Raw genomic sequence first — 16,802 nt, 5'->3', positions numbered from 1 at the left:
AAAAAGGAAGCAGGTATTGGCCTGCCTCCTTTTTTGTGCGTACAGAAACCTTGATGCAATCAGCCGATCAGGGCTGCTTTGTTGGCTTTGAAATAATCGGCCGGCGACTGCGGCTTTTCACCGGTCAGCGTTTCGTAGTCATTGGTGACGCCATCGAAGTTGCCAGCGCGAATGTTGGCATCAGCCGATACCAGCATGTCAGCGACGAAGCCGGGAAGACCTGCGCCTTCGATGCCCTGCTTCAACTGCTCGTCATTGATCTGCACGACGGCCAGCGGTTTGCCGGTAGCGGCGGTGATCAGGGCGGCAACCTCATCGGCATTCAGCGACTGCGGACCAGTGATGGTGTAGGTCTTGTTTTCTGCCTTGCCCTTGGCGAGGGCAGCGGCTGCTGCACGGGCGCAATCGTCACGCGAGATGTTGGGAACCTTGCCTGTGCCGCTGGAGGTGAACCACTGTCCGGTCTGTAGGTTGTGCGGCATGGCATGCAGGTAGTTGTCGTTATACCAGGCATTGCGGATGATGGTGTAGGGCAGGCCGCTCGCCTTCACGGCCTGTTCTGTGCCGAGATGGTCAGGTGCAAAGGTAACCAGCGATTTGTCCGGGTTTGGCATGGACGTGTAAAGCACATGTTTTACGCCTGCCTTGGCGGCCGCATTGACGGCTGATGTATGCTGCTTGAGGCGCTGGCCGGGCACGGCAAGAGCGTCGGTGGAGATGATCAGCAGCTTGTCGATGCCAGAAAAGGCTGTTGTCAGAGACGCTTCATCATCAAAATCGGCCTTGCGGGTTTCAACGCCCTTGGCCGCGAGCTCGGCGAGCTTGGACGTGTCGCGGCTGGCGGCCACGATATCGGATGCAGGCACCTTGTAAGTCTCCAGAAGATGCTGAATGACAGCCTTACCAAGCTGGCCTGCTGCTCCGGTGACGAGAATTTTGCTCATGGCGTGTTTCCTTGTTTGGTTTCGTGTGGCGCTGGTTTTGCGTGTCATGAGTAGCGGCTTGTTTTGCTGCTCTCAAAAAGAGACCAAGGCTAAAATAGGAATTGACCGTGTGCTGTAAAGAAGGCACTTTCGCGGTAGATCGTTACCAAAAGGGAACCACCATGGATGCGCCAACCTCTGGCTTCAAACCCAAAAACAGTGGCACTATAGATTATTCGGCGCTGGATTTCGACAATTGCCCGGTGCGTGATCTTCTCAGCCAGATTGGTGGCAAGTGGGCAACGCTGCTTTTGGAGGCCTTGGCCGAAAAACCCTATCGTTTCGGCCAGTTGCGACGCATGGTGCCTGATATTTCGCAGCGGATGCTGACGCAGACTTTGCGTGATCTGCAGCGCGACGGTTATGTCGAACGCGAGGTTTTTCCGACTAAACCGCCAAGCGTTGAATATCGCATGACGCCGCTCGGGCATTCGCTTTATGAACCTGTGTCGAAAGTCATCCTTTGGGCGCTGGAAAACCAGCAAGCCGTGCGGACTGCGCGTGCTGAATTCGACAAGGCTGCCTGACTTCCGCGAAAGCGAGATTGTTTGCGTCGCAGCTTTTATGCTGCGCTGCGCCAAATCGTAACGTTCCCTTAAAAAATATCTTGACCCGGAGAAGGCATTCTCTTATCCATCGCCAGAACCGTACTGTACGGTACTAATCCGTACTTCTGGAGTGAATGCCGTGACCACCGATCCAATCACAACACAGGAATTTTCGCCGCGTCAGAACGCTGTTCTGGAGCAGGCTTTGAAATTGCTTGTCGAGGGTGGGGATAAAGCGCTGACCACATCCGGTCTGGCACGCGCGGCCAACTGTTCCAAGGAAAGCCTCTATAAGTGGTTTGGCGACCGTGATGGTCTGCTGGCTGCAATGATCACCTTTCAGCAGAGCAAGGTCCGCACCATCGAGCGTACCGGCGAACGCCTCAGCGTCGAGCAGTTGAAAGAACATCTTGACGTTTTTGCCCATGATTTGCTGGACGTTCTGGCAGGCGATGTTTCGCTGGCGCTGAACCGTCTGGCGGTCGGGCAGAGCAGCCGTGACGGCTCCAAGCTTGGCACGTTGCTTCTGGAGCGCGGCCGTCGCCAGATCGACCGTCGCGCCAAGGCTCTGCTGGAGACGGGGCGTCGCTCCGGCCTGCTTCGCATCGATGACGTCGAAGAGGCTTATCGCATGTTTTACGGTCTTATCGTCTCGGATCTGCATGTTCGCATGCTGCTGGGCGAGGCACCGGAAAAGGATTTCGCACCACGGGCAAGAAAGGCCGTTACGGCATTTCTGACGCTCTATGGTGTGCAGAAATAATCACGCGGCTGCGGGGCAGGGCTGCCTTCCCGCACCGTCTCAACCTGATTAGCATAGAGAAGGAACTGATATGCGCGTTTATTACGATCGTGATGCCGATCTCAACCTCATCAAGGCGAAGAATGTCGCCATCGTCGGTTACGGCTCGCAGGGCCGCGCCCATGCGCTCAACCTCAAGGATAGCGGCCAGAAGAATATCGTTATCGCGCTGAAGGCCGGTTCGCCGACCATCAAGAAGGCAGAAGCTGACGGCTTCAAGGTCATGACCGTTGCAGAGGCTGCAAAGTGGGCAGACCTGTTGATGATGGCAACGCCGGACGAACTGCAGGCCGACATCTACAAGGCAGAAATTGCTGGCAACATCCGTGACGGCGCAGCGATTGCTTTTGCACACGGCCTCAACGTTCACTTCGGCCTCATCGAGCCAAAGGACACGCTTGACGTTGTCATGATCGCACCAAAGGGCCCAGGCCACACGGTTCGCGGCGAATACCAGAAGGGCGGCGGCGTGCCTTGCCTCGTTGCTGTTCACCAGAATGCTTCCGGCAACGCTCTTGAAGTTGCTCTGTCCTACGCTTGTGGCGTTGGCGGCGGCCGTTCGGGCATCATAGAAACCAACTTCCGTGAAGAGTGCGAAACCGACCTGTTCGGCGAGCAGGTTGTTCTGTGCGGCGGTCTGGTTGAACTGATCCGCGCTGGTTTCGAAACGCTGACCGAAGCCGGTTACGCACCTGAAATGGCTTACTTCGAGTGCTTGCACGAAGTGAAGCTCATCGTAGACCTGATCTACGAAGGTGGCATTGCCAACATGAACTACTCCATCTCCAACACTGCGGAGTGGGGCGAATACGTGACCGGTCCTCGCATCATCACTGCTGAAACAAAGGCTGAAATGAAGCGCGTCCTCAAGGACATCCAGACCGGCAAGTTCACGTCTGACTGGATGCAGGAATACAAGGCTGGTGGCGCACGCTTTAAGGGCATCCGCCGCATGAACGATGTTCACCAGATCGAAGAAGTTGGCGCAAAGCTGCGCGGCATGATGCCATGGATCGGCAAGAACAAGCTGGTCGACAAGGCAGTTAACTAAGCCTTTTGCCGATCCCTGTTTGTTGTTTGCGTGCCTGCGGCATCGCGGGTATCGGCAAGAACAGGTGGTTGACAAGGCTGTCAACTAAGCCATTTGCTTAGGTTGAACTAATAGGGTCAGCGCGAAAGCGCTGGCCCTTTTTGTTGTTTGCGTGTCTGCGGCAGCAGAGGGGTCGGTGACAACAGGGCGTTGACGAGGCTGTTCACTAAGCAATTTGCTTAGATTAAATTGATAAAGGCCGGGGCGAAAGCTCCGGCCTTTTTCGTTGTGTGGCTTACGTCTTGCGTCAACGTTCACCACTCTTCAATCCTGTACTTGTTACAGGAAACCGGCGTCGCGCGTCTGCGCGACGGAAGAGTCTTTTCATCCCAAAGACTTGGGATGACTGGACCCCTGTGACGAGCACAGGGGTGAGGGAGGTAGTGGCTAGTCGCTGCTTCCTTTATTGTGAACCCCGGTAAAAACTGGTCTGATAAACCCCGATAAAGCAGACAGGGCAGTTTTATGCACGACGCAGATGTGTCTCTAACGAAAGAAGATTTGGATGCCATCCGCAGGCTGGAAGAGTGTCTGTGGATCGGTGGGAGCCGTTTTGACAACGCGTTGATGGACAAGGTGTTTGCTGCCGATTTTTTTGAATTCGGCCGCTCAGGCAAGACCTATGCGCGTGCGGAGATGTTTTTTGATACGCATTCTGCGGAAGTGATTGATGCGACCATTCCGCTACCAGAATTCCATGCGCGTCATCTGTCTGCGGATGTCGTGCAGGTGACTTACGTCAGCGAAGTCAGATATGGTGAGAACATCGAGCGCGCCAACCGATCCTCAATCTGGAGCCGGGAGGGCGCAGGTTGGCAGTTGCGATTTCATCAGGGCACGCCAATCCCGGTTTGAAGAAATGAGCGGGCAGGCGGCCGCTCATTCAGTTTTTCATCTGGTGCAGAGGACCGCACTCAGGCTGTTGGTGGGATCACACCCTTTGTCAGGATGAAGCAGCCGTAAAAACGGGTTTCACCCGTGGTGATCACGCAATATGCATCCCTGGCTTCTTCGTAGAATTTGAAGCGCTCAATGCCATACATCGGGGCGGATTTGCCTTCGGCGGCATCAACTTCTTTCTGCACTTCGGCCTGCACAGGCTCCAACTGGTCCGGTGCGCCCATCACTTCCATGCGGCCGACGGATGGCTGCAAGGGGGTGTCCAGCGGCAGAACCGAAAGGATTGCCTTCATGGCGCGGGCAGCGGAAATGTTTTCCATGCGCAAGACCTGACCGACTACGGTGTGTTGTGCCACGCTGTCGGACGGGAAGTTGGTGTCGGAAATGACCAGTGTGTCACCGTGCCCCATGGCGCGCAGCGCGTGCAGCACATCGGCATTGAGTGCCGGGTCGATATTCTTGAGCATTCTATCCTCCTCGAAAAATGCAAATCAGTTGCCGTGCAATCGACCCGTAAATTACCGTTTCGTCAATGCGTGATTGGCCATTGTTTGGCTGATGGAGACAGGCGAGTGCACCGTTCAACTGCTGACAGTTGGGAATTGTTAAGTCTTGAAGGGAGTTGTAATGGAGTGTGCGGCTGCATTTGGGAGTGCGTCGTAGAGTCGAAAAATAGTACCAAAATTCGATAAGTCAGCATTGCTGACCTTTCGAGTTTTCTATAAAGATAAAAGCACAAAAAACGAAACAAGAGGAAACGTACCCATGCTTGATTGGGAACATATTTTCGCCACGCGCTCTTCGCGCATGAAGGCGTCGGAAATCCGTGAGCTGCTGAAACTGCTGGAGCAGCCGGATATCATCTCGTTTGCAGGCGGCATTCCCGATCCTGCATTGTTCCCAGATCAGGAATTCAAGCAGGCCTATTCCGATATTTTTTCCGGTGCACAGGTAAATTCTGCCCTGCAATATTCCGTCAGCGAAGGCTACAAGCCGCTGCGCGAATGGATCGTTGCCGACATGGCGAAGATCGGCATTGAATGCTCCGTGGACAATGTTTTCATCACCTCCGGTTCGCAGCAGGCGCTCGATTATCTCGGCAAGCTGTTCCTGTCGCCGAAGGATACCGCGCTGGTGACATGGCCAACCTATCTTGGCGCGCTCTCGGCCTTCAATGCCTATGAGCCGACCTATGATCAGTTGAACCCCGGCGGCAACCGCACGCCGGAAACCTACCGTGAAAACGCCACCAAGGCTGGTGGTTCGGTGAAGTTTGCCTATCTGTCTGCCGACTTCTCCAACCCGACCGGTGAAACCGTCAGCCTTGCAGACCGCAAGAAGCTGCTGGAACTGGCCGATGAGCTGGATATTGCCGTTCTCGAAGATGCTGCCTATCAGAACCTGCGATTTGATGGCGAAGGAATTGCACCGATCCTGGCACTCGACATTGAGCGCAGCGGCGGCATTGAAAACACCCGTACCATCTACAGCGGCAGCTTCTCCAAGACGCTGGCACCTGGTCTGCGCGTTGGTTTCGTTGTTGCCTCCATGCCGGTCATCCGCAAGCTGGTTTTGATGAAACAGGCCGCTGACCTGCATTCCTCGACCATCAACCAGATGGCCATCGAACATGTTGCTTCGCGCGGTTTCGACAAGCAGGTCGCCAAGATCAAGGCAACCTATAGCGCCCGTCGTGACGCCATGTTGGCAGCCCTTGAAAAATACATGCCGAAGACCGCTCGCTGGACAAAACCCGAAGGTGGCATGTTCATCTGGGTGACGCTGCCAGAAGGCATCGATGGTGCTGAATTGCTGGCCAAGTCGCTGTCGAGCGAGCGCGTTGCCTTCGTTCCGGGTAAGGCATTTTTTGCCGATGGTTCGGGCAGCAACACGCTGCGCATCAGCTTCTCCTGCGCCAACGAGCAGATGATCGACGAGGGCATCAAGCGCCTTGGTCGTCTGGTTTCCGGTGCAGAAGCGACAACCAGCGCGACGATGCCAATCATCTGATTGGTTGTTGATGCGTGAGGGTAGCGGGAGCAGTATCCCGCTGCCTTTCATCTGCGGTTTCAAGCCGCATTTTGCCGGATGTCCGCGTTTGCCGGCAATTGTTTTTCTTCGTTATTGTCAGTTTTACGGCAGCACCTGCCTGTGCCTGCATGAATGAATGAATGAATGAATGAATGACAGACCGTCTGACGCCCGTTTCCCAAGGGAATTCTCCGTGACCCAAACACATGCCTTTCATCAGGTCGATGTCTTTTCCTCACAGCTATTCAAGGGAAATCCGCTGGCGGTGGTCTGCGATGCCGATGATCTCTCGGACGCGCAAATGGCGGCCTTTGCCAACTGGACCAACCTCAGCGAAACGACGTTCCTGCTGAAGCCGACAGTTGATGGGGCTGATTACCGCGTGCGGATTTTTACTCCGGTTGGTGAGTTGCCCTTTGCCGGTCATCCAACACTTGGCTCCTGCCATGTCTGGCTTGCCCATCATGGCAAAACCGGAATGGAGGACGTTGTGCAGGAGTGTGGGGCAGGGCTGGTGCGTATCCGCATCAGTGACGGCAGGCCGGCATTTGCCGCACCGCCTTTGCGCAAATCCGGGACTGTCGATGCCGCAACACTTGCGACGGTAGCAGCGGCCCTTGGCGTGGCATCCAGCGCCATTGTCGACGCAAACTGGACGGACAATGGTCCGGGCTGGCTGTCATTGCTGTTGAAAACCAGAGCGGATGTTTTGAATATTCGGCCGGATTACGCGGCACTTGGACATTTTCAAGTCGGTGTGGTCGCGCCATGCACCCATGAGGACGGTGTCGAAACCGATTTTGAGCTGCGGGCATTTTGCGACAACTGCGAAGACCCTGTCACCGGCAGTCTCAATGCCGGTGTTGCCCAGTGGCTGATGGACAAAGGTGTTGCGCCACAACGCTATGTCGCAAGTCAGGGCACGGTGCTTGGTCGTGCCGGGCGCGTCTATGTCGAGAAGCTGGATGACGACATCTGGATCGCTGGTGAGGTGACCGGCGTTATCGAAGGTAGTGTTGTCATATGAGGTATATTGACAGGCCTGAAAAATGGACTGTCACATACATGTTATAGATATGTGTTTTAGCGGGGCCACCTCATAACAGGAATGGACCCATGAAAACCCTTCTTTCCGCTTTCACTGCTCTCGTTTCGTTTGGCATGATTGTTGGCAGCGCCAACGCTGCTGATCTGGTGCTCTACACCAGCCAGCCAAATGAGGATGCGCAGGCTACCGTCGATGGCTTCAAGGCTGCCAATCCCGGCCTCGACGTCGAGTGGGTTCGCGACGGAACGCCAAAGATCATGGCAAAGCTGATGGCGGAAATCGAAGCCGGCAATCCGGTTGCCGACGTTCTGCTGATTGCCGACACGGTAACCCTGGAGCGCATGAAGCAGGCTGGCCAGTTGATGGCCTACAAGTCGCCGGAAGCCGCCAATCTCGACGCTTCGCTGTATGACGCCGATGGTTATTACTACTCCACCAAGCTGATCACCACCGGCATCATGTACAACACTGCCGCTGCGATGAAGCCAACCAGCTGGAAGGATCTCGAAAAGCCGGAAGCCAAGGGCATGGTGACTATGCCAAGCCCGCTGACCTCGGGTGCTGCTCTCATTCACGCGCAGACGCTGGCTGGCGTCGACAGCCTTGGCTGGGACTACTACAAGGCGCTCAAGGAAAATGGTGCGGTTGCCGCTGGTGGTAACGGTGGTGTGCTGAAGTCTGTGGCCTCTGGTGAAAAGGCTTATGGCGTTGTGGTTGACTACATGCCAATCCGTGAAAAGGCCAAGGGCGCACCGATTGAATTCATCTTCCCTGAAGAAGGTGTTTCGGCCGTGACCGAGCCGGTTGGCATTCTGTCCACAACAAAGCATGCTGACGCTGCCAAGAAGTTCGTTGATTACGTTCTGTCCAAGGACGGACAGGAAGGCTTCCTGAAGCTTGGTTACATTCCAGCACGCAACGACGTTGCTCTGCCAGAAGGTTTCCCGGCCCGCGACAAGATCAAGGTTCTGCCAATCAATGCTCCGGAAGCTCTCAAGAACTCCGAGAAAGACCTGAAGACCTTCTCCGACATCTTCGGTTCGAACGGCTAAATCACATTATGTCCGTTTTGAATGCATCAGAAAACAGCCAGCCGCGCTGGCTGTTTCCCTTTGTGATGTGGGTGGTTTTCGTCCTCAGCGCCCTGCCGCTGGGGCGTCTTGCCTATACCGGAATTCTATCGTCACTGAATGGTGACTTATGGCCATTGCTGACTGATCCTGCCCTGTGGCGCGCGGTGTTGAACAGTCTGGTCACCTCATTTCTTGGCATGATCATTTCCGTTGTCATTGGCGGCGGTTTCGCCTTGGCACTGACGCTATGCGACGTGCGCGGCAAGGCTGCCATGAGCTTCCTGTTCATGTTGCCAATGATGATCCCACCACAGGTAACGGCCCTGTCGTGGATTGGCATGACGGGCCCATCGAGCACGTTGTTGAAGGCCATTGGCCTCGCGCCAGCTCTGGGTTCACCACAACCGCTTTATTCGATTGGCGGCATTGCATTGCTGCTTGGCGTACAACACGCCCCACTGGTCTATCTGTCCCTCAGGGCCGGCCTGCTGGCACTGCCACAGGATGGTATCGAGGCTGCCCGCCTGTCGGGCGCCACCTCATGGCGCGTGCTGAAAGACGTTATTCTTCCTTTGTCGACACCGGGGCTGATTGCCGGTGCGGCCATCGCTTTTGTCTCTGGCGTTGGCAATTTCGGCATTCCGGCCATTCTCGGCATCCCGGCCTCGATTTTCACGCTGCCGACGCTGATCTACAGCCGCTTTGCCAGCTTCGGCACCAGCACATTTGGCGACATCGCCATGTTGTCGGGCATGATTGCCATTATTTCGGTGGCCGGTCTTGCGGTGCAGGAAAGAGCCATGAAGGGCCGCGATTACCGTATCATCGGTCTGTCGGGCAAGGTCGCGACCTTCCGGCTACACTCCTGGCGTTTGCCGCTCGAAGTGTTGTTGTGGCTTGCCATCTTCTTCATTCTGGTTGCGCCGCTGGCAGCCCTTGTCGCAAGCTCGCTTGCACCGGCCTATGGTGTGCCACTCAGCTTCAAGACAGCAACCTTGCATGCCTATGAGGAAATCCTGTTCCGGCAGGCCTCGACGCGTACTGCCTTCCTGAATTCGATGTTCCTCGCCAGTGTTACGGCAGCAGGTCTCCTATTGGTGACATTGCTGACCGCATACTTTCTGGTACGGGCAAAAAGCCGCTTCATGTTCATCCTGTCGGCGCTGGTGGATATTCCCTATGCCTTGCCGGGCATCGTTATTGCCGTGGCCTTCATCCTGCTTCTGGCCGCACCGTTGCCCTTTGTTGGCGTGACGCTTTACGGAACGATCTGGATTATTCTGCTGGCCTATTTCTCGTCGTTCTTTGCCGTCAGCCTTAAACCCATGGTCGGTGCCTTCTCGCAATTCGATCCTGCGTTGGAAGAGGCAGCCCGGTTGGCTGGGGCGGGGTTCTGGCGCCGGTTGAAGGATATCATCCTGCCGCTGGTGGCCCCGGCGGCTGGGGCGTCGATTATTCTGGTTTTTCTCATCGCCTGCAATGAGTTGACGGTGTCTGCGCTGCTGTGGTCCGCCGGCACCCAGACGCTTGGGGTGGTTATCTACAATCTTGATGATAGCGGCAGTTTCGATCTTGCCTCTGCACTGTCCGTTCTTGTTGTGGCCATGGTGATCATTCTCATGCTGCTTCTGGAACTGCTTGGGCGCAAATTGCCGAAGGGAGTTGTACCGTGGCAAAACTGATCCTCAACCGTTTGTCCAAGGACTTCGGCACTGGCAAACCTGCGGTGGACGATGTCTCGCTGACCATTCGTGATGGCGGTTTTCTGGCGCTGCTGGGGCCTTCCGGTTGCGGCAAGACAACGGTGCTGCGCATGATTGCCGGTTTCGAGCAGCCAAGCGATGGTTCCATTCTGCTGGGCGAGCGTGTGTTGGCCGACGCCGGTAGCATGGTGCCACCAGAACGCCGCAACATGGCGATGGTGTTTCAGTCCTACGCGCTGTGGCCGCATATGACGGTGGCTGACAATGCTGGTTATCCGCTAAAGGTGCGCGGCATCTCCGGTGAGCGGTATCGCAGCAAGGTGGCTGCCGCACTGGCGGCGGTGCGACTGGAAAATTACGCCAATCGTCGCCCGTCAGAACTCTCCGGTGGCCAGCGCCAGCGTGTGGCACTGGCACGGTGCCTGGTGACCGAGCCGGATGTGGTGTTGCTGGATGAGCCCTTGGCCAATCTCGACCGGCATCTGCGTCAGGAGATGGAAGAGACCTTCCGTGAGTTCCATATCAGTTCCGGTGCCACGATGATCTACGTCACCCATGACCAGTCCGAGGCCATGGCGCTGGCAACCGATGTGGCGGTGATGTCTCAAGGCAAGCTGTTGCAGGTGGCACCACCAGCGGAGCTTTATGCCCGTCCGGAAGGGCGGTTGGTCGGTTCACTGGTCGGGCAGGGAGCGATCGTCTCACTGGCTTTGCCGGAGCAGGACAGTCGCGAACTGGACTGGGGCGTTCTGGCACCGGCTTTCGCCAGGGAAAAAGGCTCGTCTCCAACCGGTGACATCTTAGTTCGCCCGCAGGATGTGGTGCAGGACGCAGACGGTATCCGTTGCCGTGTTACGTCATCTCTTTATGAAGGGGAGCGTTATGCGCTGCGCCTGAAACTGCCAGATGGCCAGAGCCTGCGTGCTTATAGTCGCGATGCTGCAAATGTTGGTGATTTTATTCCGGTTGCCATCAGAGCCGCCTGGCGGCTGTAGCAGAAAAAAGCCTGACGGCAACAGTCTGTCAGGCTTTAGCTGACCGCCAGATTACGACCCTGACGTTTGGCGCTGTACATGTTGGCATCGGCCACCTGCAACATGCGAGATGGGTCAAAACCGGTTTCGCAATAGGCGACACCGAAGCTGGCGCTCAGCCCGATATCGTGGCCATCTGTGGTCGTGACCTTCAGGTTGGCGATGGCGACGCGGATTTTTTCCGCCGCCTCGGTAATGTCTTGCCGTTTGAGGAAGGGCAGGAACATTGCAAATTCCTCGCCACCGATACGGCCAGCAATGTCGTCATCTGCACTCATGCGCGACACCAACTGGCCTACACGGCGTAGCGCTGCATCGCCAGTGGCATGACCATAGGTATCGTTGAGTGTCTTGAAGTAATCGAGATCGAAAAACAGCAGGCCGCCGCTTTTTTGTCCCAGGCTTGCCTTTTCCAGTTCGCCCATGAAGGTGGCGCGGTTGAGAAGGCCGGTCAGCGGATCAAGACGCGATGACATCCGCAATTGCTCATAGGCAACGGCCAACTCGTCGCGCGCTTCTGCCGCTTCCTTGCGGGCCAGACGCAGTCTTGCAGTATTCCAGTAGTGAAGGGCCGACATGGGGATTGCGCTTGCAAGCGGGCAGATGATCGTCATGATCAGTCCAGCGCCCGCAAGCTTGCCTCCCATCATGGGAACGAATGTCACAGATATCAGCAGGGTCACGCCTAATGCGAATATTCCCGTGGCCAGAGCCTTGAGTGTGATAATCCGAAAATCAATCATTGATCTTTTGGTTCCATTCGATCCGGGACTAACCATGCCGCAGTTTTAAATTGTCTGAACGGAACCGTTAAATTGCGACGTTTTCGTATTTAATTGGTGCATTATCCACTAGCATGGTTTTTGACCCCTCTTGTGACGGCTCAAATCCTCATCGCCAATGGAATGCATGTTCTCTTGCCCGCCGAACAGCTAAGGTTCTAAGTTGCTGTTGTTGCATAAACGGGAATGATTCATGTCGCTCAGGCTTGCCACTTTCAACATCGAAAACCTGCTCACCCGCTTTGATTTTACAGGCTTTCGCAACCAGACCCGCCGCGACAGGGCGATGCAGCTTTTCGAAATCCGTGACGAGGCGACCTATCAGGCCTTGGAAAGCGCGCGTCTGGTATCTTCCACCGACGATACCCGCCAGCTTTCGGCGCTGGCGATAGCTGATGCGGATGCTGACATCCTCTGCCTGCAGGAAGTGGACAACATGGCGGCCTTGCAGGCCTTCGAATATGGCTATCTGTTTCGTATGGTCGGTAACGGCTATCGCCAGAAATATCTGGTGGAGGGCAATGACAGCCGCGGCATCGATGTCGCCGTCATCATGCGCGAAGAAACCCGCGACGGGCAACGCATCGAACTGGTGGATATCAAAAGCCATGCGGCACTGACGTACCGCGACCTGCATCTCTTTAACGCCGATATCGCTGTCACCAACCAGCCAGATGACAAGATCTTCAAACGCGACTGCCTGGAGCTCGACCTGCGTATCGGCGGCAAACCCTTCACGCTTTACGTAGTGCATCTGAAATCGATGACAAATTCGCGCGAATCGACGGATGCGCGACTTGGCACCATGGCCATCCGGCATGCCGAACTGAAAGCCGTGCGCCATATTATTGAAAGCCGCTTCGGCGCAGGCAAGGCGCGCGACATGAATTTCGCCATTTGTGGCGACATGAACGACTATCAGGAAAAGGTGCTAATCGACGGTGACCGGCGCAAGGGCTACACCTTTACGCCCGTCAACGAGGATGAAAGCGCATTGAATGTGCTGAGTGCCGATGGTTTTGCCATCAACCCTATGCTGCGCCGAGATGTGATGGACCGGTGGACGCTGTATCATTCGCGTGGACCACAGGAACAGCATCTGTGCCAGCTTGATTACATCTGGCTATCACCGCGCCTTGCCAGCCTCAACCCAAACCAGGTGCCGGACATTATTCGCAATGGCCAGCCGTATCGCACCATTTTTCCGCCAGGGCAGGCGGTGGACCGTTATCCGCGCACTGGCTGGGACAGGCCCAAGGCTTCTGACCACTGCCCTGTCGTGATGACCCTGGATCTGGAGTGATGAACCAGCGCGGCGCTGTCCTGCATAGATTAGGGCTGTGGGGTGGACCGGCGACAATTGGGGGTTCTGGCGAGTAAGTTGTTTCAGGTGTATGTTGTCTTTCAGTTCAAGTTGACTGACTAAAACATGCGAATGGAAGAAACATAAACGCGAGGCCAAAACGATGCCCGGTTCCATTTCTGAGACTGTCGTTGATTATGTACACGCCATGACCTTTGCCGATGAGGACAGGTTACGGGAACTTTTCGATCCGCGAGCCGCCATCGTCGGTAACTATCAAGGCGGTATCGAGTGGCTGTCTCTCAGTGATTTCATCGATCAGATCAAGTCTGTCGATTCTCCGTCACTGGACCATGAGCTCGATTATGAGATTCTTGGCATTGATACCGCTGGCGAGACCGCGTCCGTCAAACTGCGCGATAGTTTTGCAGGGGCGAACTTCACCAATTACCTCTCACTGCTACAAATCGATGGTAAGTGGTTGATCGTTCACAAGCTTTATTATCTGCACGATGAGTAAGGTTTAGCCTCGACAAATCCCCATTTCCGGTTTGCGAACAAAAAAATGCATGTTCAGCATGCTTATTTTCAATTTTCGCTTTACACAGAAAAAGAATCTGGTAATTCCACACGCACTGGATTGCCCTTGTAGCTCAGTTGGTAGAGCACCTGATTTGTAATCAGGGGGTCACGAGTTCGAACCTTGTCGGGGGCACCAGTTTTTCCCTTTAAATCAATGCATTGCAGTTGACGATAGATTGTCGTCAATGTCTCGCACTCATTTTGCCGAGACACGATTGCCTGAAGTTGCAGACGTGTCTGATGGCCGCCCGAGTTTGGGCGAGGCGAGAAATTGAACCTTCTGATTCCCGACTTCCCGCTTTCCACAGTTTTGTCGGCATTGTTGGCAAGATGGACATGCGCCTGACAAAATTGCGGTTAAAGCGTGTTTTCCGCTTTGAAATGTCATGGCTGATGGTGGGCTTATCACCACGGGCATGGCAGGTTTGTCGTGAAAACTGACATCAAGGACTGCCGTCGGGCGTGAAAATTGCGTATGGTCTGCTTCATGCGGGTGGATCGTCGCCCTTGGTGTGAATGCGTAAAACAGGTGCTGTGTTGATCGATCCCTATGTTTTGCTTGGTGTGGCGCGTGATGCGGATGAGGCAGCGATCAAGGCTGCCTATCGCAAGCTGGCAAAAAACGCGCATCCGGATAGTGGCGGCGATACAGAGCAATTCTCCAGCCTGCAAAAAGCCTATGATCTTTTGAAGGACCCGGTGCGCCGCAAGGTGTTCGATGACACCGGTTATGATCCGCAGTTGGCAGACCCCAAGGATCTCAAGGGTTTGCTGATGCTGGAAACACTGGTCAACGAGTTCATTCTGGATGAGCGCGAGCCGGGCAGTTTCGATCCTGTTGCGGCCATGCGCCGCAAGTTGACGGATGATATTCTCAAAAGCCGTTTCCACATTCTCGAGCTTGAGCGTCATCGCACCCGCGTGCGCAAACATATGGACCGGCTGGGCAAAAAGCCGGAAACCGATGTGCTCGGCTCTATGCTGCGTTCTCGCAGCCAATCCATCGCAGAGGCCATTCGTAATGCTGAAGCGCAGATCGAGGCCATCGAGCAGGCCTATACCATGCTGGAAGGCTATTCCTACGAGATCGAGATGATGGAACGCGTCGTGACGCTGAAGGCTGAGGCGGCGGAATAAACCGCCAGCCGCTTGTCTGTCATTGGATTACGGTCCATTGACCAGCGCCAGAATGAGTTGGTGCACCCGGCCACCGGGTGACATTTCCTCCCGGTCGAAATCACTGCTGCGACGGCGCTGTTCGTTGGACAGTTCACCGAGCCGCTTTTGCAGTACTTCGCGAACCTTCTGGCATTTCGGGTCGTTTTCGGCTCTCAGGCCTACACTGTAAGCCTCGATTTTCTGGACCATGTCGAGAATGTGCTCGCCATGAACGCGTTCATGCGTCTCGACGCCCCGGATAAAGGTCTGCCAGCTGTCTGCCATTGCCCCAGACAGTTTTGTAGCGGGTTTGGGCCAGCTGTAGATGATGGTCAGATTGGGCCGGGCGGAGGCCAGCACACAAGCGCCATCCGGCAGTGGCCGGTAATCCCGGCGCCAGGTCAGTTTGAAGGTGGTGTAGGCGATGGCCTGGCCGGAGCCGGCCTCGGGTCCGCGAGCGCCGATCGACTGGTACAGCTCCATGCCGGTTGAACCGCGCACCGTATAGGGTTTGATCTGTTCTGCCGGGCGCCAGTTGTTGGCATGAGCGGCAGCGGGCAAAGCCAGCAATGTCAGAAGGGCAGGGATGGCGGCTTTTTTCATGTCGCGGGTCTCGATCACTCGGGGTTCCATATCAGCAACCCACGCACCGACCGCAGGTTTCGTCGAAAGATGTATCGCCAGCCTATCGTAAGGCCGATGTTTGCAAGGCGCGCAGAATATCCATGGCCTCGTTTGCCCTGTCGTGCGGCACGAACACATGGTCATGATGTAAGGCGGCCACCATATTGCAGGCAATGCCTTTGTCAGCCAGTGCAGTGGATACCGCGGCGGTCAGACCGACACCTTCGAGAGACGAATATACCTCAAGAGTAATTCGAGACATTGGCGGCTGGGTCATTGTCAGGTCCAGCGATATAGCTTTGTCGAGCGGCAAGATGAGGCTGATGCTCTCGGCTTCGCGGAACGTGGCCAAGGCGTTGAGGATAATATGTTGATCTGCGCCGGACGGCGGCAGTGCGCAGAAAATATAGGTCTCTATATCAAGCGTCGGCGTCATGCCCGCAATCATCCCGGCACGATCCTGAACGACTGCTCCTGTCGATATATCCGGCGGCAAATTTGTGATCTCCAGCAAATCAAGAAGAACGACGATGGCCTGTCTGGTGTCGATTATCAAGCAACATCAAATCTGCGTCGAATAGCGGGGTGGCATTCAAAACGAAAAAAGCCCCTGCTTTTCAGCAGAGGCTTTTCGCTGGAGCTGACAAGGGGGATCAGTCGTCCAGCTTGTCGTAATCCAGTTTAGGAGCGGCTTCGAGCGCTTCCTTTGTTGTGTCGACATAGGCCTTCCATGTGCCATTGTCGTTTTGGACAGCAACCGAGGCCGGATCGAGCACCACATAGCTCTTGTCGATGCCAAGGAAGCCACCAACGCTGGCAACAAGGCCAATCACCGACTTGCCGTCACCAATCACTACATCTTCAATTTCACCAATGTCGTCACCGGCTGCGTTGTAGATATCCAGGCCTTCCAACTGGGAGGCGGTCAGATCGGTCTTCTGCACGTTAACGAATTTCAGCGGACCATTTGGCGTCATGCCCATTGTAATGCCCGGGCCGGCCAGAGTGGCGTCAGCGCCAGCAGCTGCAGGGGCGGCAGCGGACGGTGCAGCCGGGGTTGTCGCTGTCTGTGCAAAGGCAACAGAGGAGGTGAGGACTGCAGCAGCAGCCAGTGCGAAAACCTTGTTTTTCATGATGTTTC

General features: G+C 55.5%; 18 protein-coding genes and 1 tRNA gene. 13 read left to right on the top strand and 6 right to left on the bottom strand.

Going from position 1 to position 16,802, the window contains the following annotated elements; all coding sequences use genetic code 11:
- Window positions 1-59: 59 nt before the first annotated feature.
- On the bottom strand, window positions 60-944 hold the full coding sequence (locus PYL13_RS12665) for an SDR family oxidoreductase (RefSeq protein ID WP_275641573.1): 885 nt from the start codon (window positions 942-944) through the stop codon (window positions 60-62).
- Between the two features lie 161 nt (window positions 945-1,105).
- Between PYL13_RS12665 and PYL13_RS12660 the strand changes: the two genes are divergently transcribed.
- The 4 genes from PYL13_RS12660 to PYL13_RS12645 all read left to right on the top strand — a co-directional run bounded on the left by PYL13_RS12660 (window position 1,106) and on the right by PYL13_RS12645 (window position 4,278).
- Window positions 1,106-1,510, top strand: a complete 405-nt coding sequence (locus tag PYL13_RS12660; protein ID WP_250981813.1) for a winged helix-turn-helix transcriptional regulator — start codon at window positions 1,106-1,108, stop codon at window positions 1,508-1,510.
- Window positions 1,511-1,670: 160 nt separating this feature from the next.
- A complete protein-coding gene (locus PYL13_RS12655) occupies window positions 1,671-2,294 on the top strand; it encodes a TetR/AcrR family transcriptional regulator (RefSeq protein ID WP_192488587.1) in 624 nt (207 codons plus the stop codon).
- Window positions 2,295-2,364: 70 nt separating this feature from the next.
- A complete protein-coding gene (ilvC, locus tag PYL13_RS12650; RefSeq protein ID WP_250981812.1) occupies window positions 2,365-3,384 on the top strand; it encodes a ketol-acid reductoisomerase in 1,020 nt (339 codons plus the stop codon).
- A 504-nt stretch (window positions 3,385-3,888) separates the two neighbouring features.
- Entirely contained in the window at window positions 3,889-4,278 is a 390-nt protein-coding gene (locus PYL13_RS12645) for a nuclear transport factor 2 family protein (RefSeq protein ID WP_275641572.1), read from the top strand.
- Between the two features lie 59 nt (window positions 4,279-4,337).
- On the opposite strand, the gene PYL13_RS12640 is transcribed toward PYL13_RS12645, so the two are convergent.
- Window positions 4,338-4,790 (bottom strand): RbsD/FucU family protein, encoded by a 453-nt coding sequence (locus PYL13_RS12640; protein ID WP_275641571.1) that lies wholly within the window; start codon window positions 4,788-4,790, stop codon window positions 4,338-4,340.
- A gap of 298 nt (window positions 4,791-5,088) precedes the next feature.
- Between PYL13_RS12640 and PYL13_RS12635 the strand changes: the two genes are divergently transcribed.
- The 5 genes from PYL13_RS12635 (at window position 5,089) to PYL13_RS12615 (ending at window position 11,173) form a co-directional block, all read left to right on the top strand.
- A complete protein-coding gene (locus PYL13_RS12635; protein WP_275641570.1) occupies window positions 5,089-6,333 on the top strand; it encodes an aminotransferase-like domain-containing protein in 1,245 nt (414 codons plus the stop codon).
- A 169-nt stretch (window positions 6,334-6,502) separates the two neighbouring features.
- Complete coding sequence (locus PYL13_RS12630) at window positions 6,503-7,381, top strand: PhzF family phenazine biosynthesis protein (protein WP_441296639.1); 879 nt, start codon at window positions 6,503-6,505, stop codon at window positions 7,379-7,381.
- An 89-nt stretch (window positions 7,382-7,470) separates the two neighbouring features.
- Window positions 7,471-8,454: an ABC transporter substrate-binding protein gene (locus PYL13_RS12625; RefSeq protein WP_250981808.1), complete on the top strand. Its 984-nt coding sequence runs from the start codon at window positions 7,471-7,473 to the stop codon at window positions 8,452-8,454.
- 8 nt (window positions 8,455-8,462) lie between these two features.
- Window positions 8,463-10,157, top strand: a complete 1,695-nt coding sequence (locus PYL13_RS12620; protein WP_250981807.1) for an ABC transporter permease — start codon at window positions 8,463-8,465, stop codon at window positions 10,155-10,157.
- The gene (locus PYL13_RS12615) at window positions 10,145-11,173 is read left to right on the top strand and encodes an ABC transporter ATP-binding protein (RefSeq protein ID WP_250981806.1); all 1,029 of its coding nucleotides are present in this window, start codon (window positions 10,145-10,147) and stop codon (window positions 11,171-11,173) included. Before PYL13_RS12620 ends, PYL13_RS12615 begins: the two co-directional genes overlap by 13 nt.
- A 35-nt stretch (window positions 11,174-11,208) precedes the next feature.
- On the opposite strand, the gene PYL13_RS12610 is transcribed toward PYL13_RS12615, so the two are convergent.
- The gene (locus PYL13_RS12610) at window positions 11,209-11,955 is read right to left on the bottom strand and encodes a GGDEF domain-containing protein (RefSeq protein WP_250981805.1); all 747 of its coding nucleotides are present in this window, start codon (window positions 11,953-11,955) and stop codon (window positions 11,209-11,211) included.
- Between the two features lie 232 nt (window positions 11,956-12,187).
- Between PYL13_RS12610 and PYL13_RS12605 the strand changes: the two genes are divergently transcribed.
- From PYL13_RS12605 to PYL13_RS12590, 4 genes are all read left to right on the top strand, one after another.
- Window positions 12,188-13,297, top strand: coding sequence for an endonuclease/exonuclease/phosphatase family protein (locus tag PYL13_RS12605; RefSeq protein WP_275641568.1), 1,110 nt, complete (start codon window positions 12,188-12,190; stop codon window positions 13,295-13,297).
- A 163-nt stretch (window positions 13,298-13,460) separates the two neighbouring features.
- Window positions 13,461-13,817: a nuclear transport factor 2 family protein gene (locus tag PYL13_RS12600; RefSeq protein WP_275641567.1), complete on the top strand. Its 357-nt coding sequence runs from the start codon at window positions 13,461-13,463 to the stop codon at window positions 13,815-13,817.
- Between the two features lie 122 nt (window positions 13,818-13,939).
- Window positions 13,940-14,015: transfer RNA gene (locus tag PYL13_RS12595), tRNA-Thr, on the top strand.
- Window positions 14,016-14,395: 380 nt separating this feature from the next.
- Window positions 14,396-15,016: a J domain-containing protein gene (locus PYL13_RS12590; RefSeq protein ID WP_192488599.1), complete on the top strand. Its 621-nt coding sequence runs from the start codon at window positions 14,396-14,398 to the stop codon at window positions 15,014-15,016.
- 27 nt (window positions 15,017-15,043) lie between these two features.
- On the opposite strand, the gene PYL13_RS12585 is transcribed toward PYL13_RS12590, so the two are convergent.
- The 3 genes from PYL13_RS12585 to PYL13_RS12575 all read right to left on the bottom strand — a co-directional run bounded on the left by PYL13_RS12585 (window position 15,044) and on the right by PYL13_RS12575 (window position 16,794).
- A complete protein-coding gene (locus tag PYL13_RS12585) occupies window positions 15,044-15,640 on the bottom strand; it encodes a DUF922 domain-containing Zn-dependent protease (protein WP_259144915.1) in 597 nt (198 codons plus the stop codon).
- A gap of 82 nt (window positions 15,641-15,722) precedes the next feature.
- On the bottom strand, window positions 15,723-16,217 hold the full coding sequence (locus tag PYL13_RS12580; RefSeq protein ID WP_275641566.1) for an ACT domain-containing protein: 495 nt from the start codon (window positions 16,215-16,217) through the stop codon (window positions 15,723-15,725).
- Window positions 16,218-16,314: 97 nt separating this feature from the next.
- Complete coding sequence (locus PYL13_RS12575) at window positions 16,315-16,794, bottom strand: PRC-barrel domain-containing protein (RefSeq protein ID WP_192488600.1); 480 nt, start codon at window positions 16,792-16,794, stop codon at window positions 16,315-16,317.
- Window positions 16,795-16,802: the final 8 nt, after the last annotated feature.

Origin of the sequence: Agrobacterium sp. Azo12 (genome assembly GCF_029193765.2) — a bacterium.
GTDB lineage: Bacteria > Pseudomonadota > Alphaproteobacteria > Rhizobiales > Rhizobiaceae > Agrobacterium.
The sequence above is the reverse complement of the archived record's forward strand: the minus strand, read 5'-3'. Positions and strand labels throughout refer to the sequence as shown.